21 protein-coding genes, 1 pseudogene and 1 riboswitch are annotated in these 20,479 nt (G+C 39.2%); of the genes and pseudogenes, 15 read left to right on the top strand and 7 right to left on the bottom strand.

Annotated elements, in window-relative coordinates; all coding sequences use genetic code 11:
* Positions 1 to 13 precede the first annotated feature (13 nt).
* The 4 genes from ACTWPF_RS16315 to ACTWPF_RS16330 all read left to right on the top strand — a co-directional run bounded on the left by ACTWPF_RS16315 (position 14) and on the right by ACTWPF_RS16330 (position 2,457).
* Complete coding sequence (locus ACTWPF_RS16315) at positions 14 to 910, top strand: RluA family pseudouridine synthase (RefSeq protein ID WP_161464124.1); 897 nt, start codon at positions 14 to 16, stop codon at positions 908 to 910.
* A gap of 127 nt (positions 911 to 1,037) precedes the next feature.
* Positions 1,038 to 1,682, top strand: coding sequence for a VC0807 family protein (locus ACTWPF_RS16320; RefSeq protein WP_443149825.1), 645 nt, complete (start codon positions 1,038 to 1,040; stop codon positions 1,680 to 1,682).
* Positions 1,683 to 1,698: 16 nt separating this feature from the next.
* Entirely contained in the window at positions 1,699 to 2,064 is a 366-nt protein-coding gene (locus tag ACTWPF_RS16325) for a cupin domain-containing protein (RefSeq protein WP_443149826.1), read from the top strand.
* A 39-nt stretch (positions 2,065 to 2,103) separates the two neighbouring features.
* Complete coding sequence (locus ACTWPF_RS16330; RefSeq protein ID WP_443149827.1) at positions 2,104 to 2,457, top strand: VOC family protein; 354 nt, start codon at positions 2,104 to 2,106, stop codon at positions 2,455 to 2,457.
* 314 nt (positions 2,458 to 2,771) lie between these two features.
* On the opposite strand, the gene ACTWPF_RS16335 is transcribed toward ACTWPF_RS16330, so the two are convergent.
* Complete coding sequence (locus ACTWPF_RS16335) at positions 2,772 to 3,758, bottom strand: DmpA family aminopeptidase (RefSeq protein ID WP_443149828.1); 987 nt, start codon at positions 3,756 to 3,758, stop codon at positions 2,772 to 2,774.
* A gap of 150 nt (positions 3,759 to 3,908) precedes the next feature.
* Between ACTWPF_RS16335 and ACTWPF_RS16340 the strand changes: the two genes are divergently transcribed.
* From ACTWPF_RS16340 to ribH, 5 genes and pseudogenes are all read left to right on the top strand, one after another.
* Positions 3,909 to 4,487, top strand: a complete 579-nt coding sequence (locus tag ACTWPF_RS16340; RefSeq protein ID WP_106895930.1) for a redoxin domain-containing protein — start codon at positions 3,909 to 3,911, stop codon at positions 4,485 to 4,487.
* Between the two features lie 66 nt (positions 4,488 to 4,553).
* Positions 4,554 to 4,697, top strand: coding sequence for a hypothetical protein (locus ACTWPF_RS16345; RefSeq protein ID WP_155988311.1), 144 nt, complete (start codon positions 4,554 to 4,556; stop codon positions 4,695 to 4,697).
* Between the two features lie 304 nt (positions 4,698 to 5,001).
* Positions 5,002 to 5,148: riboswitch (FMN riboswitch) on the top strand.
* Between the two features lie 175 nt (positions 5,149 to 5,323).
* Positions 5,324 to 5,974: a riboflavin synthase gene (gene ribE, locus ACTWPF_RS16350; RefSeq protein WP_443149829.1), complete on the top strand. Its 651-nt coding sequence runs from the start codon at positions 5,324 to 5,326 to the stop codon at positions 5,972 to 5,974.
* Between the two features lie 27 nt (positions 5,975 to 6,001).
* A pseudogene (ribB, locus tag ACTWPF_RS16355) lies at positions 6,002 to 6,607 on the top strand (3,4-dihydroxy-2-butanone-4-phosphate synthase); the annotation flags it as partial.
* A gap of 25 nt (positions 6,608 to 6,632) precedes the next feature.
* Positions 6,633 to 7,097, top strand: a complete 465-nt coding sequence (ribH, locus tag ACTWPF_RS16360; protein WP_443149830.1) for a 6,7-dimethyl-8-ribityllumazine synthase — start codon at positions 6,633 to 6,635, stop codon at positions 7,095 to 7,097.
* Between the two features lie 134 nt (positions 7,098 to 7,231).
* Here the strand turns inward: ribH and ACTWPF_RS16365 are convergent, their stop codons facing one another.
* From ACTWPF_RS16365 to ACTWPF_RS16380, 4 genes are read right to left on the bottom strand one after another with little or no spacing between them, the layout of a single operon-like run.
* Positions 7,232 to 8,140 carry a sensor histidine kinase gene (locus tag ACTWPF_RS16365; RefSeq protein ID WP_443149831.1) on the bottom strand — a complete coding sequence of 303 codons (909 nt, stop codon included), beginning with the start codon at positions 8,138 to 8,140 and terminating at the stop codon, positions 7,232 to 7,234.
* 19 nt (positions 8,141 to 8,159) lie between these two features.
* Complete coding sequence (locus ACTWPF_RS16370) at positions 8,160 to 8,834, bottom strand: response regulator transcription factor (protein WP_443149832.1); 675 nt, start codon at positions 8,832 to 8,834, stop codon at positions 8,160 to 8,162.
* An 11-nt stretch (positions 8,835 to 8,845) separates the two neighbouring features.
* Complete coding sequence (locus tag ACTWPF_RS16375) at positions 8,846 to 9,625, bottom strand: ABC transporter permease (protein WP_443149833.1); 780 nt, start codon at positions 9,623 to 9,625, stop codon at positions 8,846 to 8,848.
* Entirely contained in the window at positions 9,618 to 10,535 is a 918-nt protein-coding gene (locus tag ACTWPF_RS16380) for an ATP-binding cassette domain-containing protein (protein ID WP_443149834.1), read from the bottom strand. The genes ACTWPF_RS16375 and ACTWPF_RS16380 overlap by 8 nt, the downstream gene beginning before the upstream one ends.
* Positions 10,536 to 10,639: 104 nt before the next feature.
* On the opposite strand from ACTWPF_RS16380, the gene ACTWPF_RS16385 reads away from it, so the two are divergent.
* From ACTWPF_RS16385 to ACTWPF_RS16400, 4 genes are all read left to right on the top strand, one after another.
* Complete coding sequence (locus ACTWPF_RS16385) at positions 10,640 to 10,987, top strand: hypothetical protein (protein ID WP_443149835.1); 348 nt, start codon at positions 10,640 to 10,642, stop codon at positions 10,985 to 10,987.
* A gap of 591 nt (positions 10,988 to 11,578) precedes the next feature.
* Entirely contained in the window at positions 11,579 to 13,459 is a 1,881-nt protein-coding gene (locus tag ACTWPF_RS16390) for an ABC-F family ATP-binding cassette domain-containing protein (protein ID WP_443149836.1), read from the top strand.
* A gap of 408 nt (positions 13,460 to 13,867) precedes the next feature.
* A complete protein-coding gene (locus ACTWPF_RS16395; protein ID WP_106895938.1) occupies positions 13,868 to 14,440 on the top strand; it encodes a hypothetical protein in 573 nt (190 codons plus the stop codon).
* Between the two features lie 78 nt (positions 14,441 to 14,518).
* Positions 14,519 to 15,088: a hypothetical protein gene (locus tag ACTWPF_RS16400; RefSeq protein ID WP_443149837.1), complete on the top strand. Its 570-nt coding sequence runs from the start codon at positions 14,519 to 14,521 to the stop codon at positions 15,086 to 15,088.
* Between the two features lie 41 nt (positions 15,089 to 15,129).
* On the opposite strand, the gene ACTWPF_RS16405 is transcribed toward ACTWPF_RS16400, so the two are convergent.
* Positions 15,130 to 16,848 (bottom strand): DNA-binding protein, encoded by a 1,719-nt coding sequence (locus ACTWPF_RS16405; protein WP_443149838.1) that lies wholly within the window; start codon positions 16,846 to 16,848, stop codon positions 15,130 to 15,132.
* Between the two features lie 142 nt (positions 16,849 to 16,990).
* Here ACTWPF_RS16405 and ACTWPF_RS16410 point away from each other — a divergent pair, with 142 nt between their 5' ends.
* Together ACTWPF_RS16410 and ACTWPF_RS16415 are read left to right on the top strand one after the other, a co-directional pair.
* Positions 16,991 to 18,043 carry a C45 family autoproteolytic acyltransferase/hydolase gene (locus ACTWPF_RS16410; protein ID WP_443149839.1) on the top strand — a complete coding sequence of 351 codons (1,053 nt, stop codon included), beginning with the start codon at positions 16,991 to 16,993 and terminating at the stop codon, positions 18,041 to 18,043.
* Between the two features lie 184 nt (positions 18,044 to 18,227).
* The gene (locus tag ACTWPF_RS16415; protein WP_036577415.1) at positions 18,228 to 18,899 is read left to right on the top strand and encodes a hypothetical protein; all 672 of its coding nucleotides are present in this window, start codon (positions 18,228 to 18,230) and stop codon (positions 18,897 to 18,899) included.
* A 225-nt stretch (positions 18,900 to 19,124) separates the two neighbouring features.
* Here ACTWPF_RS16415 and ACTWPF_RS16420 read toward each other — a convergent pair whose 3' ends face one another.
* Entirely contained in the window at positions 19,125 to 20,474 is a 1,350-nt protein-coding gene (locus ACTWPF_RS16420; RefSeq protein ID WP_443149840.1) for a CoA-disulfide reductase, read from the bottom strand.
* Positions 20,475 to 20,479: the final 5 nt, after the last annotated feature.

Raw genomic sequence — 20,479 nt, forward strand, 5'->3', positions numbered from 1 at the left:
AAGGAGAATAAATATGCCCAAAAATCAAAAAGCGCAGGCGAATACACTTATCTTTCGTGTAAAAGAAAAATCAGAACTGCTTTCATTTCTTTTAGAAGCAATGCCTAATCGTAGCAGGAACTCCGTGAAATCTATTTTGACAAGAGGACAGGTTACAGTGGATGATCATATTGAAACAAAGCATAACTATCCATTAAAACCAGGACAAACGATTACGATACTTAAAAATAAAGCTGCTGTAAAAAGACAGGCATTAATTGGGATGTCAATTTTATATGAAGACGATGATATTATCGTCATAAATAAAGAAGCTGGTCTGTTATCCATTGCCACACCAAAAGAAAAAAAGCAGACGGCTCATTATCAGTTAATGGAGCATGTGCGTATTCAAGATCCTGCGAACCGCATTTTTGTTGTGCATCGGCTCGATAAAAACACATCGGGTGTGATGATGTTTGCAAAAAGCGAAGCGGTGAAGCTTAAGCTACAGGACAATTGGAAGCAGGCTGTTAGGGAAAGAAAGTATGTGGCAGTAGTAGAAGGAAAGGTCAAACAGGAGAAGGGTTACGTTTCCTCTTGGCTGTTAGAAAGTAAAACACATGTTATGTATTCAACGCAAAATAAAGACAACGGCCAATTTGCTAAAACGCATTATAAAAGGTTGAAGGCAAATGATAGTTTCTCCTTGATGGAATTAGAGCTAGAGACTGGACGGAAGAACCAAATTCGTGTTCACATGCAGGATCTCGGACACCCGATCGTTGGAGACAAAAAGTATGGCTCCACTCAAAATCCAATTGGACGAGTCGGGCTTCATGCACATGTATTATCTTTTTACCATCCAACAACGGAACAACCGATGTATTTTAAAGCAGATGTTCCGAAATCATTTTTAACGAAAACAAAATAAGCAACGTACAGGATAACCTGCTACTGAAGCAGGTTATTTATTTTGGGTAAAAAACAGATAAATCAAAAAAGTAATTGAGTCTGGTAGAATTTTCTAGGTATAATGGTAGAAAGAAGAGGAGGGTACTATGAACAAAAAGCTCATCTTGCTTGATATTATATGCTATGCCGTTGTCCCATATCTTATCTGGAATTACGGGAGAGAGAGTCTAGGGGATTATTGGGCGATTATATTGTCAACCGTACCTGGTTTCATCTACACGGTTTATCGATTTTTTAAGGAAAAACAATTAAATATTGCTGGCTTATTTATCTTGGGTTCCCTGACAATCAGCACGACTGTAAACCTTCTTTCCTCCTCTGCGGAAAGTATGCTCTGGAATCAGGTTTATTTGGGTATGTCTTACGGATTAGTATTCTTATTATCTATTTTTATCAAACAACCGTTAGCTTTACATTTTATGGTGGATTGGGCTTACTTACAGGGGTTTGCGCGGCAAGATAGTAGAACGTTATATTTCAAACCGCAATTATTGAAATGGTTTCAACTTTTGACGTTACTATTTGTTGCTCGAAGTATCTTTATGAATGGATTGAAAGCTTTCCTGTTACAAACATACGGTACAGCTGGCTATGGTAAAATGCTTATTTATATGAATATTAGCGGATGGATATTTTCTGCCGTTGTGACTCTAGGATTTGTGTTCATTGGTGTGAAAATCAATCAATATGTAAATGGTGGTGAAGAAGCAAAAGTAGCTGTTGAAAAGTAAAACAAGAAAGGTGGAGATGGTCATAGATCCTATTAATTTCAAAGAAAAATTATCTTTATTCCATGAGCGGTGGTCTCCAAAAGTTATCGGAGAAATGAATGATTATCAGTTTAAACTGGTTAAGGTGGAGGGGGAGTTTGTTTGGCATTCCCATAAAGATACAGATGAAGTGTTTATCGTATTGGAAGGTGAAATGAAGATAGCCTTTCGAGATGGTGAAACGCGGCTGTCCAAAGGAGAAATGTATATCGTCCCAAAAGGTGTGGAGCACAAACCTATTGCCGAAACAGAGTGTCATATTATGCTTGTCGAACCAAAAGGTGTGGTGAACACAGGTGAGGCTAGCTCTGAGTTAACAGCTGAACAGGATGTTTGGATTTAGCTTGAACAAATACATAATATTGGAGAGAGAGTAGAAAATATGAAAAAACAAAATGGTAGAGTCGTAGGTTTTGAGATGAATAGCCAGGAACCTGAGAAAGCAGCAGCTTTTTATGCGAATGTTTTCGGCTGGGAAGTCGCTGAGCCAAAATGGGATTATTGGGCTGTGAAAACTGGGGAGGACGGGATCGACGGCGGGATTGCAAAAGGCCCACAAGATTACCCACACGGGATAAGAGTGCAAATCGAAGTAGAATCGATTACTGAAACGATAGCACAGGCTGTTGAAAACGGTGCTATAATTGTAAGAGAAAAAATGGATTTTGATTCATTTTACCTCGCTTATCTTGTAGACCCCTCCGGAGTAGGCATTGGTTTAGTAGAACAGAAATAGTCTGCAAGTAGGGGCTCAATTTTGAAGTGAAAAGTCTGCAAATGAATCGAAAATGACATAGAGTGAATCGAGAATGCTGCTAGTGAATCGAAAGCGACATAGAGTGAAATGAGAATGCTACAAGTGAAACGAGAGCGACATAAAGTAAAACGAGAATGCCGCAAAGTGAAACGACAACGACATATAGTGAAACCAAACGGCGGCAAAGTGAATCGAAAACGTGATAAGTGAATCCAAAGCATCTCAAAGTGAAACCACCATACCCCAAAGAGCGAGCGAGACTAAACCGTCTCACCCTCTCAAAAAGCAATAGCTTAAAACGGTGCTTTTTCTATAGTTCTACCTTGTCTCCCATGGGTGGTTTCTGCCATTTGCAGTGAACGAATAACTGCTTCTTCTGTTGTTTCCACTACAGCTTGAAATAGCTGGTTCATAACCTCATGATCATCTCGCAAGTAGACCATTGTCTCATCAGCTTTCCCAGCGTGGTGTTCATAAGTATTCGCTGTGGAAAATGCAATGGCGATATCCCCACTACCATTGTCCAGATGACTTCCCGTTCTGCCAAGCCCAGCTGCACAGCGCTTGGCTAGTCTATTTAATTGCCTGTCATAAAGAGGCGCATCTGTTGCAACAATCATCATAATCGACCCATCTGGTGTCTCAAGCTTATGCTTGCCCCAATCTGCAAACAAAGCTTCTTCTCGTTTGCCAAAATTACTTACCACCAGGCATCCCAGCGTGTAATGCTCTTTTTCAGTTGAGATAATGCGTGATGCAGTCCCTACACCACCTTTATAACCAAAGCAGACCATGCCTTTTCCTGCTCCTACCGCCCCTTCTGTTGCCGGCTGTTCCGTGGCCGCTTCTATTGCCTGTATCGCGTGAGCTGGTTTAACTGCTTGCTCCCGAATCGAGTTCAGGTAACTGTCATTACACTCCCCAACTACAATATTGATGGAGCTTGTTGTATCCCCAATATCCTTTGTCGTCTGAAGCATATACTCCAATGTCCCTTGCCAAACGGCCCCCACACTAAAAGTGTTAGTGAGCATAATAGGGGCTTCAAGTAGCCCTATTTCCTCTAGCTGTGCTAGACCTGTAGTTTTTCCATAACCATTTATAATGGCACTACCAGCACGGACTTTTTTGTAAAATAAATTATCTTCGTGTGGAAGAATCGCTGTTACTCCCGTACAAATTGTCTTATTTTCGTCCAGCTTTTCATACAATGTAACATGTCCTACTTTTACACCAATCACATCAGTAATACAGTTTGCCTTTCCCTTATCAAGTGTCAAATGCCCAGCTCCCTTCTCTATTTTCTATAGTATAACAAAAGAGAATACCAAAAACGCTGTTATTTTAGTGAGCGATCTCTGCTTTTCTTAGTATGTTATGTGCTGGAAAGAGACAGACTATACATAACTGAATGAAACGGAGGCATCGTGATGAAAAGGATACTGTTCATCGTATTTGCTATTAGTATTGTAATAGGCTCTGTATATAATCTTATGCTTGCCGATAAGGAGGCAGAGCATTCCAAAGGCTTATACAATGGGGAAGAAAGTGTGGAAGTTAGCGGAACCGTTCCTCTAAGCGTAAATGTAGGGGATAAGGCACCCGACTTTGAACTGAAAACACTAGAAGGTGAACAAGTGAGGCTCTCTGACTATCGAGGAGAGCGGGTGTTGTTAAACTTTTGGTCTACCTGGTGCCCGCCATGCAGGCAGGAGATGCCAGATATGCAGCAGTTTTTTCAGGATCAGGATCCTGTCATCTTAGCCGTTAACCTGACTGATACAGAAGTGAATCAAAAGACAGTGAGAGAATTTATAGAGGAATTTGGCGTCACCTTTCCAGTCTTATTGGACGAAAAGGCTAAAGTAAGTCAGTTATATCGTATACAGCCAATTCCTACTACGTATTTCATTGATGCCGAGGGAAAAATAAGGTATAAAGCCTTTGGTGCCTTAACCTACGAACAGATGATACAGGAATATGAAAAATTGAGCGAAACATCAAAATAGCCGTTTAACTATTCGAAGATAGGGTATAAAATACCTAGCGTAGCGCGCTACTGGGAGGACATTTTAGTGGAGTATACGAAAGAAGAGCTGTTTTATTTTAAAAGAGACCGAGAGTATTTAACGGAGCTTCTTCAAAAATATGAAGATGACCAGATAAAAATAAAAATACAGGAAGAGATCCGTTTTCTTGAATCGATCCTAACACATTAATTTAAGCCCTCTATGGATGCAAAATATACACCTGCACACCTGATTCTGATTCAGCAAGAGCTCCAAATGCGGGGCTTTTTTTGTATGTTAAAAATGTTAGCCAAGAGGCAATGACAGTAGTATAACTTTAAATTCCCAGTATATGAAAGACGTAGGTGTTTTTGCTAAAAGATGAGGGACTGTAGGCTTTTAATATGTTCGTAATTAATATCGAAGTGTACGAAAGCAATAAGATACGTATGGAATGAGTTGCTTGCATTCTATATAAATTTCAGTTATAACATAGATACAACCGAATAATTAGAATTTCCTTCGGGGTCGGGTGAAATTCCCAACCGGCGGTGATGAAGTGTTATGCTTCTAAGTCCGTGACCCGTGCGGCGCAATGCCAAGCGGTGGATCTGGTGAAACTCCAGAGCCGACAGTAAAGTCTGGATGGGAGAAGGAATTGAAAAGCGAGCATGTTTATTAGGAAACGCCTTATTATGCTATGTGCATGTTGCACTGTTATAGTAGGACATTGTTTTATCAGCGTGCTTTATTAGCTTATTAAATTCTGCCCTTTTACCCTCTGAAGCGATATTCAGGGGGTTTTTAATGCAATTAAATTTGAAGGGGAGGATCGTATGTTTACAGGAATAATAGAAGAAAAAGGGACATTGCTCAGGAAAAAACGTGTGTCAGAACGTGCGGTTACGCTAAGCATTAAAGCGGAACAAATTCTGTCAGACATGAATATTGGGGATAGCATTGCAATTAATGGGATCTGTTTAACGGTTACGCGTTTTTCGGATCATTCATTTGAAGTGGATGTTATGCCAGAAACGATTAAAGCAACATCCCTTAACGCCACACAAGAAGGGGACTTCGTTAATCTAGAAAGGGCAATGGCTGCAAATGGTAGGTTCGGTGGTCACTTTGTATCAGGTCATGTAGATACAACAGCAGAGATCGTATACAAAGCGCAGCAAGAAAATGCGATCTATTTTAGGATCAAACTACCTGCTAACTACAAAAGCTTATTGTTGCCAAAAGGATCGATCACAATTGATGGTATTAGTCTGACCATATTTGACGTGGAAGATAGTACTGTTACGATTTCGATTATTCCACATACATCAGCACAAACTACATTAGGAACAAGAGAAGTGGGAGATTTCGTGAACATTGAGTGCGACATGCTAGCCAAACATGTACAGCACCTCTTGCAGTTTACGGAAAATGCTCCAAAAAGCAATCTAAATAAAACATTTCTACAGGATAAAGGGTTTTTATAAGACAAGTTTAAGAAAGGAGTGATGATTATGTTTCATACTATTGAAGAAGCAATCGCGGACCTACAAGAAGGTAATATTGTAATTGTTGTAGATGATGCAGATCGTGAGAATGAAGGAGACTTCGTGGGTTTAGCAGAAAAAGCGACACCGGAAATGATTAATTTTATGATTACACATGGCAAGGGACTCGTTTGTACAGCTATCACCTCAGACATTGCTAAAGCTGCAGGCCTAGAATTAATGAAGCGTAACAGCACGGATCCGTTGTCGACAGCCTTCACTGTCAGTGTAGACCACATTACAACGACAACGGGAATTAGTGCACCAGAAAGAGCTAAAACAATTCAAGCACTCACGGATAAACAGGTAGCAGCTGATCAATTTAAACAACCAGGTCACGTCTTCCCACTGATCGCTAAGGAAGAGGGTGTACTCGCCCGTAGAGGTCATACAGAAGCTGCGGTTGACTTAGCATTGCTAAGTGATGCAGCTCCCTCTGGTGTGATTTGTGAGATCGTGAAAGAGGATGGCACAATGGCACGAGTCCCTGATTTAGCCGTTATGGCCGAACGGTTCGGATTAAAAATGATCACAATAGAAGACTTGGCAGCATACAGGAAAAAGCAGCAACAATATATGATGGAGAGGGGATAATAAAATGGGAAACGTATTTGCAGGGAATTTAGTTGGTACTGACATGAAAATAGGAATAGTGGTTGGAAGGTTTAATGACTTTATCACAAGTAAATTATTCGAAGGTGCAAAGGATACATTAATGAGGCATGGTGTGCCTGAAGAAAATATAGATGTGGCTTGGGTTCCAGGAGCATTTGAAATTCCACTTGCTGCAATGAAGATGGCAAAAAAGGAACAATATGATGCTGTGATTACATTGGGGACGGTCATTCGTGGTTCCACTCCTCATTTTGATTATGTGTGTAGTGAAGCAGCTAAAGGTGTGGGGCAAGCTGCAATGCAAACAGAAAAACCCGTCATCTTTGGTGTGTTGACAACAGAAACAATTGAACAGGCAATTGAACGTGCTGGAACGAAAGCAGGAAATAAAGGTGCAGAGGCAGCAACAGCTGCTATTGAAATGGTAAGTTTACTGAAACAATTTTAATTAAACGTGAGGAAAGGTCGGGCAGTGTCCCGGCCTTTTTAAATGCAGATAAAGAGAGAGTTATTGTTTTTAAAAGCATTTAGTATTTTTATACCAAAATGCGGCTTGTTTCCTAATGTCATATTCAGTATTAATTAGGTTGGAATTCTATTAATGGGGAGATGGATTTTAAGAATAAACCAGTCATCATTAAGCTCTGCATCGATATTTCCATTCATTTTTTCCACTAATTTTTTAGAAAGATAAAGACCTAATCCACTTGATTCGGTGTTCGTTCTACTGGTAATTTCTGTGTAGAATCGCATAAATACTTTTTCTATGGCGACTTTACTATCTGTTTTAATGTCATTTCGAATTGTGAGTATTAGATGGTTTTCTTTCATGTTATAGTCGATAATCGTTTTGCTTTTAGCGTAACGTAGGATGTTTTGGATAACATTTTGGATAACACGAATAAGCATTATTCTGTCAGCTATGATTTTTTGTTCATATATTTCTTCTGGAAATTGAACTTCAATTTGTTTTTTCTCCAATTGATCGTAAAAGTCTAAGAAAGTTTGTTCTACTAGCTTGGAGAGAGAAAAAGTAGATAATGCTATTTCTTTTTGATTCGTTTCAATACGTGCTAAGTCATAAAAGTGATCGGTCATTTCCATAAGTCGCGTGATGGAGTGTTCAATAATCTTGAGGTAGTTCGCCCTGTTAGCTTGATCTGTAGACGTATGCAGAAGTTGAACATAGCCTTTAATGGACGTAAGTGGTGTCCGTAAATCATGAGACAGACCAGCGATGGATAACTTCACATTCTCCTCCATTTGTATTGCTTGGCGATTTTTTTCTTCATATTCATCAATCATATGATTCAATTCATCAACTAAATCTAGCAATGTCTTCTCACGAAAATCTAGAAATAACCTGCTTCCAAAACTGGAATCAACTGAAATTTCCCTAACTCTCTGTATTAATTTCCTTTGTTCTCTCCTTAAAAAGATAATATAAAGAAGAAGCGATAATGCCAGGAAAACAAATATCCATCCCCACATACCAATCACTTCTCCTTTCTTAGTTAACAAATTTGAAGCCTATGCCCCATACTGTTTTAATATAGTTTGTGCCATCTATGTTAAGCTTATTTCGTAAATTGCTAATATGCATGTTAATCGTTTTATCGCTGTCAAAATAGGGTTCATTCCAAACACTTTCATAAATATTGGCACGACTGAATACCTTTTGTGGATTCTCGAGAAATAGGAGGAGAATAGCATATTCCCGGCCAGTAAGATGTAGTGTTTGATCATTTATCCTCACTTCACGTGTCTCTAAATTCACATTAATATTTTTGTAATGAATTTCTTTCGTATTGGTAATAGAAGGCTTTGTTGTATGCCGTAATTGAATGTTAATCCGCGCAAGCAGTTCTTTAATATCAAAAGGTTTTATGATGTAATCATCTGCCCCATTTGTCAAAAGTTCCAATTTAGAATTTTGATCATTCTTTGCTGAAACTACAATGACAGAGGTAGTTGAATTACGCCGGATGTCTTGAAGAAATTCTTTCCCATTCATTCCAGGAAGCATCAAATCTAAAAGAACTACATCAACTTGATTTTGTTCAAATAGCAATTTTCCCTCTGTCCCTGAGTACGCACTAAGTGTTTTAAAATCATGTAAAACTAACGTATCTTTGATAAGTGAATGAATTGCATTATCGTCTTCAATGATTAATATCGTAGCCATATCTATTCGACCTACTTTATATCTGTTCTATTAAAATGAAGGATTCCTAACGTTGATGATAGCACAATGGTGATAAGACTGACTAATATCATTTCAGGGTATTTTGCGATATCAGCTAGGTTTGCAAAATCTGAATAGTTCAAGTAAGTTTCCGTAAACCAGAACGTGACATATTTAAAATGCTCGGTTTGTAGGAAAATTTCAGGTAAAAAAGCTGTCGCCATTGTATATAGAAAACTCCAAATAAGCGAGATGCTGCTATTTTTAGTTAGAAAGCTAATCATCACATAAATTGATACGTTCGCCAAAATTAATAAATAAAGCGTGCTAAAAGTCTTAATAGCATAACCGAAGTAATCGTTAATCTCTGCAACTTCACCAAAGCCAAATACTAATGAAAAGAGTATAATACCAATTGCCGTCAATATAATTACACCAATGAAAGAGATTAAGGCAGTTATCACTAGCTTTGACAAATAATAGAGAGTACGACCACGACCTAATGATAGCGCATTTCGAATGGTTCCATTTTGAAATTCTTCCCCAATAAAGAAACTAATAAAAGCACTGAAGACAAGTAAAATTGTAAACCCGTTTTTTTCCATCATCAGAATACCAGTAGCTCCATTGATGACTGTATCCTTTACTTGGACGAGTTCCTTCCCGTTATCCACTTCTAATATACTGTTGACGGCTTGCATAATCGGGAGTAAGAGTAAGATACCTAGGACGATCCATAACTTTTTACTTCTATGCAATTTAAATTTTTCCGCCGTTAAAAGATTAAGCATTTGGTGTTCCTCCCGTTAATTGTAAGAAATATTCTTCAAGTTTTTGTCTGGTAGTACCAATTCTCAAAATCTCCACGTTTGCTAAGACTAATGAACGGTTGATTTTTGCAACGTCATCTAAGTGTTCATAAATGTTGATTCCCGTCCCACTGATTACTTCATAATCACGAATCCCCAATTCATCGAGTACAATGACTGCGCTTTGAACATCCATTGTTTCTAATTCAATGTATTGCCGGGTTTTACTCGCTAACTCTTCTTTAGAAAGTTCACTAATCAGTTTTCCATCATGTAAAATACCGTAATGGGTGGCAACCTGTGAAAGTTCATCTAGCAAATGACTAGATAGTAAGACTGTTATACCACGTTCTGTCACCAATCGTTGGATGATTTCACGCATATTCACAATTCCTGATGGGTCAAGCCCGTTTGTCGGTTCATCTAAAATTAGAAACTCAGGGTTTGTAATAAGTGTGGAGGCTATCGCTAAACGTTGTCGCATTCCTAAAGAGAAGTTCTTAGCTTTCTTCTTACCTGTATTTTCCAAGTTCATTAAACGAAGTAAATCATCAATCTCTCGCTCACTTACGCCCCCGTTAGCGGCTTGTACCTTTAAGTTCTCTTGGGCTGTTAATTCTGGATAAAGTGCCGGTGTTTCAATGGATTGGCCCATTTTTCTTCGTGCCAGCTGCAATCCTTTTTTGTCAGTTTTTCCAAAAAGTTCAATGTCGCCTTCGTTGACTTTAATTAAACCCATAACTGTGCGCATGAATGTCGATTTTCCCGCGCCATTTTTTCCGATCAATCCATATATCATACCTCGTTTAATTTCAATCGATACTTTATCGAGTGCTTTGTTTTCGCCGTATATCTTCGTAATATTCGTAGCCTTGAAAATCGTTTCCGACATACCTATCATCCTTTCTTTGCTGACTAACTTAATAATAAGCGGAAGGCATAAATAATTAGACAAGAAAAGTATAAAAAAAGTGTAAAGAGTATCCGATCAATCAAATGGTGCGGTCAATCAACCGCAGGAGCGATCCAATCGATCACATGTCGTTTTTAATTAACCATAAGAGCGATCCAATCGATCACATGTCGTTTTTAATCAACCATAAGAGCGATCCAATCGATCACATGTCGTTTTTAATCAACCATAAGAGCGATCCGATCGATCAAATGACGTGTCCAATCAACCGCAGGAGAGAAGCAATCGATCACATGTCGTTTTTAATCAACCGTAAGAGCGATCCAATCGATCACATGTCGTTTTTAATCAACCATAAGAGCGATCCAATCGATCACATGTCGTTTTTAATCAACCGTAAGAGCGATCCAATCAACCAAAAGTCGTGGTAAATCAACCACGACAATGTTTTAATCAACCAAATGACCGCCCCAATCAACTAAAGCTGCCTTTAGCGAACAGCACTAACCTCCACCATACATAGTCTCCCAATAGATGGTGAATTAAAGCCTTAGCGCTGGTTAATTTCACATGACCGCAAATCTCTGTTGCTTCAATCAGCCAGTCTATGCTTCTCTTAATGGAAAAAAGCTTCTCAGTAAGATAAACTGGTTGGTAGGGAAATTTATTCTGGTGTAACCGTCCGTAAGACTCCTCCTTCAAAACATGAAACAGTGGTGTTTAAGTGGGAGTAAACGGACGCTAATACCCTGATTCGTTCGACTAATAGTCAGTGGGGGGGAGAACGACACCCACGCTGATTAAAGTTTCACTTTATAATTCGGAGGCGATTAACATAAAATTACTAGGAATACAGCTTGTCATGATAGCGGTTATATGGGTAGGCATGGCCTTCTTTTATTCCGAAATGACGCCTGTGAGCAAAGGGATATTTTACTTGGTAACATCATGGTTATTACTTTTGTTGGTACTGGTTACAAAGGATTGGCTAAAAGCTAGAAAAAGATGAGGATGAGTTAACAATGCTAACATTAGAAAATTTACATAAATCCTTCGGGGACAAAATATTATTCGATTCCGTTACGAGCACCATTACAGATCGGGAAAGAATTGGGCTGATTGGAGTAAATGGAACGGGGAAATCCACCTTTTTGAAAACAATTGCTGGGCTGGAAGCACCGGAAAAGGGCACCATCAAACACCCAAAAGATTATCGGATTGAATACTTAGCCCAAGATCCACCACTTAATCCTGAACTGAATGTAATGGAACAAATCTATTACGGAGATTCTGTGATTATGCAGGTAATGCGTAACTATGAGCAGGCATTGTTGAAACTGCAAGAGGAACCGGAAAGCAATGAAGCGCAAAGCAGATTAATAAAGATGCAACAAAAAATGGACGAAGCAGAGGCATGGGAAGCTAACACAGCTGCAAAGTCTGTTTTGACAAAGCTTGGAATTACCGATTTTGATAAACAAGTAACAGAACTATCGGGCGGCCAGAAGAAACGAGTAGCTATTGCCAAGGCGCTGATTCAGCCTGCAGACCTTTTGATTTTAGATGAACCGACAAACCATCTTGATAATGAGACAGTAGAGTGGTTGGAGAAATATTTGCAGACATACAAAGGATCCTTGCTGCTCGTTACGCATGATAGGTATTTTTTAAATCGGGTCACCAATCGAATTTATGAGTTAGATAAAGGTAATTTGTATGTGTATGAAGGAAACTATGAAATATTTCTTGAGAAAAAAGCGGAACGTGAAGCGCTTGAGGCAAGCAATGAAGCGAAGCATCAGAATACTTTAAAACGTGAACTAGCATGGTTAAGACGTGGAGCAAAAGCTAGATCCACAAAGCAAAAGGCTCGAATAGGGCGCGTTGAAGAAATGAAGGAAGAAACATTTGATACGAAGAAAGAGCAAGTTGATTTTAAAGTAGGGTCAACCAGGCTAGGAAAGAAAGTGTTGGAGCTACAGGAAATCAGCAAATCATTTGGTGAAAAAAGACTAATCAATGAATTCAGCCGTTTGATTGTGCCAGGTGAGCGGTTAGGTATTATTGGACCTAATGGTACGGGAAAATCAACGCTGTTAAATATTATGGCAGGTCGTATCAAGCCAGATGGCGGTCAGGTTGAAGTTGGAGAAACGGTCAACATCGGGTACTATACACAAGGTGATGAAGAGCTTGATGGATCACAACGCATTATTGATTACATTAAGGAAGTTGCAGAAGTAATTCACACGAGTGATGGTGACGTTATTACAGCTGAACAAATGCTTGAGCGTTTTCTATTTTCCCGCTCCGCACAGTGGACGTATATCCGCAAGCTATCTGGTGGGGAAAGACGTCGTCTATACCTTTTAAAGGTTTTAATGCAAGAACCAAATGTCCTCTTCCTTGATGAGCCGACAAATGACTTGGATACTCAGACGCTGGGAGTGCTGGAGGAATATTTGGATCAGTTCCCTGGTGTTGTAGTTACAGTATCGCATGATCGCTATTTTCTAGATCGTGTAGTAGATCGTTTAATCGTCTTTAAAGGCAACGGTGCGGTAGGTGAGTACTATGGTAATTATAGTGAGTACCTTGAACAGGCTCAGGCTGAACAAAGCGTCACAACAGCACCAAGGGCAGTAAAAGAAAAACCAAAGCAGAAAAAGAAAAAGCTATCCTATAATGAGCAACGAGAATGGAATACCATTGAAGAAGAAATTATGGAGCTAGAGAGTCGGATAGATGAACTAAAAGCAGGGATTATAGATGCTGGTAGTGATTCTGAAAAAGTCCAAAAGCTCTTCCAGGAACAAGAAAAAGCAGAAGTAGCACTGGAACAGAAGATGGAGCGTTGGGAAGAGCTTTCACTCATGGTGGAAGAATTTGAAAATAATAAGTAAGTTAGAGGCCTCCCAGGATTTTGGGAGGCTATTTTATTATAAAATATGGTTAGGGGTACTGATCAGCCACCGAGGTAGAAAGCAAGCATCGGCTGAGAGGGAGTGAGTATCGGCTTTGAGATAAGGAGTATCGCTCATGAGGTAAGAGGAATCGGCTGAGAAATAGAAGATATCGCCCGAGAGCAGAAGACTATCGGCTCCGAGACTAAAAGTATCACCCGAGAAACCGAAACATCACCTGAAATCAAGATAACATCGCCCAACAACACGATAACTTCACCTGAGAGGCAGAAGTTTCACCCAAAAGCCTCGATTTATCCGAGCGTGCACTTCTTATTTTTGCTAAATACATGGTTTTTACTATATTGTCCACACTAAGCCTACTATATAAATATGGGTGGGCTGATAATGGGCGAAGACCAGCTTTATAATAAAATACTCGAGGTAAAAGAAGAGCTACATAATTTACAACACACCTACTGGGAAATGACTACCAGTTTCGATACATGGCGTTTTTGGTTTCTGCTAGGAAGCATGATTATTGCACTAATCATTTTGTATTTTACTGTGGATAGAAAAAGACTCTTTGAACTTACTTTTTTTGGTTTTACCATACATGTACTTTGGGCAAATACAGATCAGATTTTAACATCCCTCAATTATTTCAGCTATCCACATAGTCTAACTTATTTAATGACTACAGGATTTACCTCAACCACAGTGGTATTCCCAGTAGTATTTATGCTTGTATATCAATATTGTCTTAAGAAAGGGAAAAACTTTTTCCTCTATACTATCGTACTAAATCTGTTATTTGCTTTTGGTATGGGACCGTTGTATGTATACCTCGGCTTTCTAGAAATGAACAAAGGTATGAATTATGGGTTTCTTTATCTAATTGACCTTGTTACTGTTTTTGTTGCTTTTGCTTTCACGAAATTATTTAAGATGATGAAACAGGATTGGAAGGCGAAGCAATGAGGAAAGGGTTTTTTATCGGCATAGTTTCTTATATTGGGTATAAACTAAACCTATTATTATAAATGGGTGGTTTTAGAAATGAGTGAAGAACAACTATACAAGAAGATATATGATGTTAAGGAACATTTAGCAAAGTTACACAGAGATTTTTGGAATGATTACTCAGACTTTGAGACATGGTATTTTTGGTTTAACCTTCTGTCGATTTTCTTGCCATTACTAATTCTTTATTTTTTGCTTGATCGTAAACGAATCTTTGAAATTTCATTTTACGGGTTTACAGCGCATATTCTCTGGGCCAATCTAGATAATATCTTAGCTTCCCAAAATTATTTGCTGCACCCTCACAGTCTATCCTATTTGCTTCCAGTAGGCTTTTCCGTTACTGCGGTTATATTTCCGGTCGTCTTCATGCTGGTTTACCAATATTGTACAAAACATAACAAAAATATCTGGATCTTTTTTATTGGAACATCAGTCGTCTTTGCTTTTGGGTTCGGAGGTTTTTCTGTTTTGGTAGGACTGGTGGAAATGCATAAAGGCATGAATCTGTTCTATCTGTTTCTTATTGATATTGTAATTGCCTTCCTCGCGTATGGATTTACTAAGTTATTTATCATGATTAAGCATGATAAGAGAGCAGATTAAAAGCAAAAGCAGGCTATAATTTCTACAGCCTGCTCTTTTTATTATTCTGTTAGACCTTCTATCTCAATGCTTTCTACAATACCGGTGCCGTTATCACGAATATTTGCTTCAAAAGTAATATTATCACCAGGTTGCATGAAAATGGCGAGTTGGGATTTCCCTGAACTAACATTATAAATAGTGTTATCATCTTTAATTAAAAATTGTACTACTTGCCCGTTGTTTTGATTGCTTACAAGTACTCTTTCTACTTCCCCGCTCCGTTCTTCCAAAGCAGATTCTCCTGTAGAGGAAACATTGCTTGGATCTTGGGCGAGCGCAAGGCGATATGCTTCCAGTGTTTGTCGAGCTGTGTCACCAAACACTACAAAGTCAGAATCAGAAGCCTTGATATAGGCATAGTGCTTGAATAAACCGTTTGGATCCAGAACATTTACAACCCATGTTGGATCCCCATCAATGTTGTATAGTACAGGCATTGATCCAGTCCAATTCTTCTCTGGGAATTCTTTGTTTACTATTTCTTTTGCCCCTTTACTGTCCATAATTCCATTGTTTTTATCACCATTGTAGTAGGTGAGCTCTCCTGTACGAGCATTAATTAAGGTGTAACCTAAAGCGGAATCAATATTCTCTTTTGGTGAGGACATGTCAGTAAAGTAATGCATTTCTCCATTTTCATCAAAAATCGGCGTGACATTACTTTCGGTTCCAGAGCCATTTGGTATTTTTACATCTCGTTTACCAAAAATGGAGTTTAACCAGCCATGTACATACTTACCAAAGTACTCGTTTTCATCAGAAGCCATTTCAGAGCTGACAGAGCCATCTATAAAATCAGGCGCCTCATTTGTCTTGTATAAAGTGACATCACTTGTTACCGGGTCGACAATGGCAACATTTAGTTTCTCTACATTTGGTTTGTTTGTAAGACCGATTGGTTTATAAAGCGTTTGGACATACCATGGTTTTCCATCTTCGTCCACTTCCAACTGTGGTTCCCCACTTTGAATATAGTTAGGGTAAGCACCGTAAATAGTACGCTTTACATTATGATTAAAAAAGCTTGAATTCGTGTATTTCATTTTACTCTCTACAAACTGTGGTTGTGCGTTAACATCTGTCGCGGAAATGGTGAAATACCCTTCCGTTTCTTTGCCTCGGAAGTAACGCCAAAAGTCAGTAAACTCGACAGGAGCAACAAACACAATATCATCGTTGACTTTTTGCACTTGCAGTTTCCCTAAGTCGTAGAATTGTGTATTTGGAACAACACTCATTGCTTTTTGCACCTTGTTTCTTGCAAATTCAGGGGATACGACAATTGGTGTAGCGTCCTTATCCAATGGTTTTGCTTCTGGTATTTCTTCTTTAGGGATAGACTCATAAGAATCATCCAATCCAAAAATACCTAGTACAAAGAAAGTAGGTATAGCTAGGATTGCTAGTAGAACAATCACCCCAGAGACAGTGTCTAGCTGCTTGCTAGACTTTGTAAATGGCTGACTTGTCGTTAAAGCGTAGAGTCCAACCATACCTGCAATTCCGATAACGATGTTAGATATAGTCATATTTGGAATGGTCATCGGCAGCATAATAACGTATATTGCAATCGCTCCAATAATAAATAGCACGATAAAGATGAGCAGAACTGCTTTCAATGTGGTCTTGCGATGTCTTTTATTGTTGATAACAAAAAACAGTGAAATAATTAGATACAATATAAATGAGAGTATCGTGGTGCTTAAAATACCTGTCATGATTTCAACTCCTATGTGTTTTCTCTGTCGGAATGTAATACGTTGTGAATGTAAAAAAGTTTCATTTCGAGACAATTTCGTTTGAAAACATAAGGTTGTATATTAGACTGAGGTCAATACAGATGAAAAAAGAGGGAAATAAATGAAACAGATATATAGCGATATTATTCAGTTTCGCGGAAGTCATTATGATTTTGGCTATAAGCAGGGACTAGAATTAAAGGACTCGCACACATTGCAAAACAGAAAAAAACAGTGGAAAATTCGCAGGCCACGTTTCACCATTTCGGTGGAAGAAGTAAAACAGGTGATAGTGCCGTTTGCACCTGCTATCTGGGATGAGCTTCGTGGATTACAGGATGCACTAGAATGGAAAATGGAGGATGTATTACAGGAGTTTGGGGGATACCGCTTGGAATATACGAAAAGTGGTTGCTCCATTTTTACAGGATCTGACTACATGGTGAGAAATTATGATTATCATCCTAAAACATATGAAGGAAGATATACCATATTCCAACCGAGTGACCAAGGCTATGCAGTCATCGGTCCATCTCAGCGGATTACCGGACGGATGGACGGAATGAACGAAAAAGGCCTTGCGATGGGCTATAACTTTATGCATCGTAAAAAGCCAGGCGACGGTTTTATTTGTAATATGATAGGTAGAATTCTCTTAGAAACCTGTGCTGATGTGGATGAAGCTATTTCCTTATTAAAAGAAATACCACACCGCCATTCATTCAGTTATGTATTATTAGATAAAAGTGGAGAAACGTACGTGGTAGAGGCGACACCAAGAGCAGTAGAAGTACGTCAATCAAATATATGTACAAATCACTTTGAAATCCAGAAGGACGAAAATCGCCATCATTTAGATGATTCGTATAAACGTTATGCATCCATCGCAAGTCAAAAAGAAAATGTCCTTGATCCTTACAAAGCTTTTCGCATGTTAAATGATACAGACAAAGGTGTATTTTCAACAAAGTATAAGCAATGGGCAGGAACCATTCATACATCCGTTTATTTCCCTCAGGCCGGGAAGGTATGGTTCGCGCTAGGTGGTGACCGGGAGCCTATGATATTTAACTTCCAAAAGTGGCTACAAGGGGAGAGGATCCAAGCAAAACGGATACTGGGACAAGTGGACACAGAATTGCCGTTCGTTCATATGGAAAAAAATGTTCGTTAACCTTGTATGAAGGGCAACAAAACGTAGGGGATGTTAAAAGTGACGATCTACCACTTGTATTGAATAACTTACAAAAAAGATGTTTAATTTGTGCAACTTTAAGGAAACATAATTTAAGACTTTATTTTTGTGAAAATGCAGTTATAATAGACTCAGAATGCATTACTATGTAGGAGGTTGCGGAATGAAGTTATTTCAGGTTAGAAAGGGACAGTTCGTATTCTATAATAACGAGCTACATAAAGTATATACGGTAAAACCTATGTTTAAGAAGTCTGTCCATTTATATCGTCTAAAGGATATGAAACAAATCTTGACGAAAGCAAGTGAGATTACGCTATACAGACCACAGCATAATGATACCTTTATCTTTTATGGAAAACGTTATACTGTAGATAAAGATCGTAAGCCAGAGCCAGGTGATTATATTTTAATTACCAAGCCTGCACCAGACTTCCTTGATCACTATTCATTGAACGAGATTGAAAAAGTGGACAGTGTTGAAGATGGTAACGTTGTTACAACAAGAGATAATGGCGTAAAGCATAGTGAATATGTTGTTATGGTCCCTGGAAGATCAGAAGCAAGCCAGGAAATTGCTTATTACGATAAGAATCTTGTACCGGAAGCACAACAGCTTGAGGATGAGTCAATTAGCTATCTGGCTGAAAGTGATAACTCGCTTAACCCGGTAGTCGGTGACATTTATATTGATGTTAGAAATAGCACAAAGGCAATGATTGTGGCAATGACAGAAGATGAAGTCGTATTTGGCCATGGTGTACGTGTTCATGTTGCAGAGCTGCTTGATGAAAACAACTATACACTTGTCTATCGCTTTGAAGAAGACTTATAAAGTGAAACTTCAATCAGTGGGGGATTTCATTTTTCCCCCACTGATTATTAGTTGAACGAATCGGGGTGGTAGCGTCCGTTTACTCCCACTTAAGCATTAGGGTTTCACTTCATGTTTTGAAGGGGGAGTCTTACGGACGGTTGCACCGGGATAAAATTCGTAAAAGAAGAAACCGCATGAATGTAGGCATTTTCGCCTTCACTTCATGCGGTTCTTTTTCTATCTTTATGTTATAAGCGATGCCGCTTTATATCCTAAAATGTTTAGCGGATCCTTAGAGTTAGAAAATGGTGGTGCATAGCCTATTTCAAGCTCTTGTAAATCATAGACAGTCAGTTTTCCTTTAATAGCTGTTGCAAGGACCGCTAATCGCTTATCAGCTCCTGCGTAACCTACTACCTGTCCGCTGTAGATTAAACCGGTCTCTGCATCAAATAATATTTTAATCCATAACCTATCTGAACCCGGGTAATAGCCTACATTTGAATTCGCCTGCAATATAGCCTCTTTAAACGTATAACCTTCCTGCTTTAATGTCGTGCTCGTATGACCTGTCGATCCAACAGTAAGCTCGAACACCTTTAAAATCCCCGTGCCCATGGTTCCTTGATATGCAATTTTCTTGTTTGTTAAGTGGCTGGCAATAATAAATGCTTGCCGGTGTGCTGGCCACGCAAGTGCAACGTTTCGTTCTACTCCTGTGATGCTATCAGGTGTTTCCACGACATCTCCTAGTGCATAAATGTCTGGATCTGATGTTTGCATAAATTGGTTAACAGCGATTGCTCCCGTGTTACCGATTTTTAAACCAGAATGAACTGCAAGCTGTGTGTTTGGTCGCACACCAACGGATAAGATAGTCATGTCTGCATCCACCGTTTCACCACTTGCTAGATGTAGTTTTTTGCCCTCATTAGAAAAAGAGGAAAGCCCATCATTGAGCTTAAGAGAAACATCTTTTTCAGTTAAATGGTCAGCAACATGGTCTGCCATGTCTTTATCTACTAATTTTGCTACCTGTTCCCCTCGGTCAATGAGCGTACAGTGAAGCCCCCTAGCTTTCAGGTTTTCCACCATTTCCAAACCGATAAATCCAGCACCGATAACTGCCGCTGTGGCTGGTTGGTGTTTTTCAATGAATTGATCAATAGCATCCATATCGGGAATGGTATGCAAAGTAAATGTCCGTGCTTTAGCCATGCCATCAATTTGAGGACATAAAGCGTAGGCACCAGGAGAGAGAATAAGCTTATCGTATGACAAAGTCTCCTCTTGCGTGGCACTGTCTTGCTTTTGGAACGTAATCTGCTTTTGCTCACGGAGGACACGCGTTACTTCTGTTTCTGTATGCACGTGAAGGTTGAAGTTCTCTTCAAACTCCTCGGCTGGATAAAGAATGTCCTCCCGGCTTTCAAGTACGCCACCAAGGTAATAAGGCATTCCACAGTTAGAAAAGGATACATAGCCTCCTTTTTCGAAGAGATGGATTTCGGCTTCTTTGTCGGTCCTTCTTATTTGTGCAGCTACTGTCGCGCCACCACCTACTCCTCCGACAATTACTATTTTTTTCTTCAACGTCA

Source organism: Oceanobacillus sp. M65, from assembly GCF_052246275.1.
In the GTDB taxonomy this organism is placed as follows: Bacteria; Bacillota; Bacilli; order Bacillales; family Amphibacillaceae; genus Oceanobacillus_B; species Oceanobacillus_B jordanicus.

Coding starts and splice junctions, on each gene's coding strand:
- ACTWPF_RS16375 (WP_443149833.1), bottom strand. CDS start 9,625: ATGCTTAATCTTTTAACGGCGGAAAAATTTAAATTGCATAGAAGTAAA.
- ACTWPF_RS16370 (WP_443149832.1), bottom strand. CDS start 8,834: ATGGCTACGATATTAATCATTGAAGACGATAATGCAATTCATTCACTT.
- ACTWPF_RS16320 (WP_443149825.1), top strand. CDS start 1,038: ATGAACAAAAAGCTCATCTTGCTTGATATTATATGCTATGCCGTTGTC.
- ACTWPF_RS16390 (WP_443149836.1), top strand. CDS start 11,579: ATGCTAACATTAGAAAATTTACATAAATCCTTCGGGGACAAAATATTA.
- ACTWPF_RS16330 (WP_443149827.1), top strand. CDS start 2,104: ATGAAAAAACAAAATGGTAGAGTCGTAGGTTTTGAGATGAATAGCCAG.
- ribE (WP_443149829.1), top strand. CDS start 5,324: ATGTTTACAGGAATAATAGAAGAAAAAGGGACATTGCTCAGGAAAAAA.
- ACTWPF_RS16365 (WP_443149831.1), bottom strand. CDS start 8,140: ATGTGGGGATGGATATTTGTTTTCCTGGCATTATCGCTTCTTCTTTAT.
- ACTWPF_RS16385 (WP_443149835.1), top strand. CDS start 10,640: ATGGTGCGGTCAATCAACCGCAGGAGCGATCCAATCGATCACATGTCG.
- ACTWPF_RS16395 (WP_106895938.1), top strand. CDS start 13,868: ATGGGCGAAGACCAGCTTTATAATAAAATACTCGAGGTAAAAGAAGAG.
- ACTWPF_RS16410 (WP_443149839.1), top strand. CDS start 16,991: ATGAAACAGATATATAGCGATATTATTCAGTTTCGCGGAAGTCATTAT.
- ACTWPF_RS16340 (WP_106895930.1), top strand. CDS start 3,909: ATGAAAAGGATACTGTTCATCGTATTTGCTATTAGTATTGTAATAGGC.
- ACTWPF_RS16405 (WP_443149838.1), bottom strand. CDS start 16,848: ATGACAGGTATTTTAAGCACCACGATACTCTCATTTATATTGTATCTA.
- ACTWPF_RS16400 (WP_443149837.1), top strand. CDS start 14,519: ATGAGTGAAGAACAACTATACAAGAAGATATATGATGTTAAGGAACAT.
- ACTWPF_RS16380 (WP_443149834.1), bottom strand. CDS start 10,535: ATGTCGGAAACGATTTTCAAGGCTACGAATATTACGAAGATATACGGC.
- ACTWPF_RS16325 (WP_443149826.1), top strand. CDS start 1,699: ATGGTCATAGATCCTATTAATTTCAAAGAAAAATTATCTTTATTCCAT.
- ACTWPF_RS16415 (WP_036577415.1), top strand. CDS start 18,228: ATGAAGTTATTTCAGGTTAGAAAGGGACAGTTCGTATTCTATAATAAC.
- ribH (WP_443149830.1), top strand. CDS start 6,633: ATGGGAAACGTATTTGCAGGGAATTTAGTTGGTACTGACATGAAAATA.
- ACTWPF_RS16315 (WP_161464124.1), top strand. CDS start 14: ATGCCCAAAAATCAAAAAGCGCAGGCGAATACACTTATCTTTCGTGTA.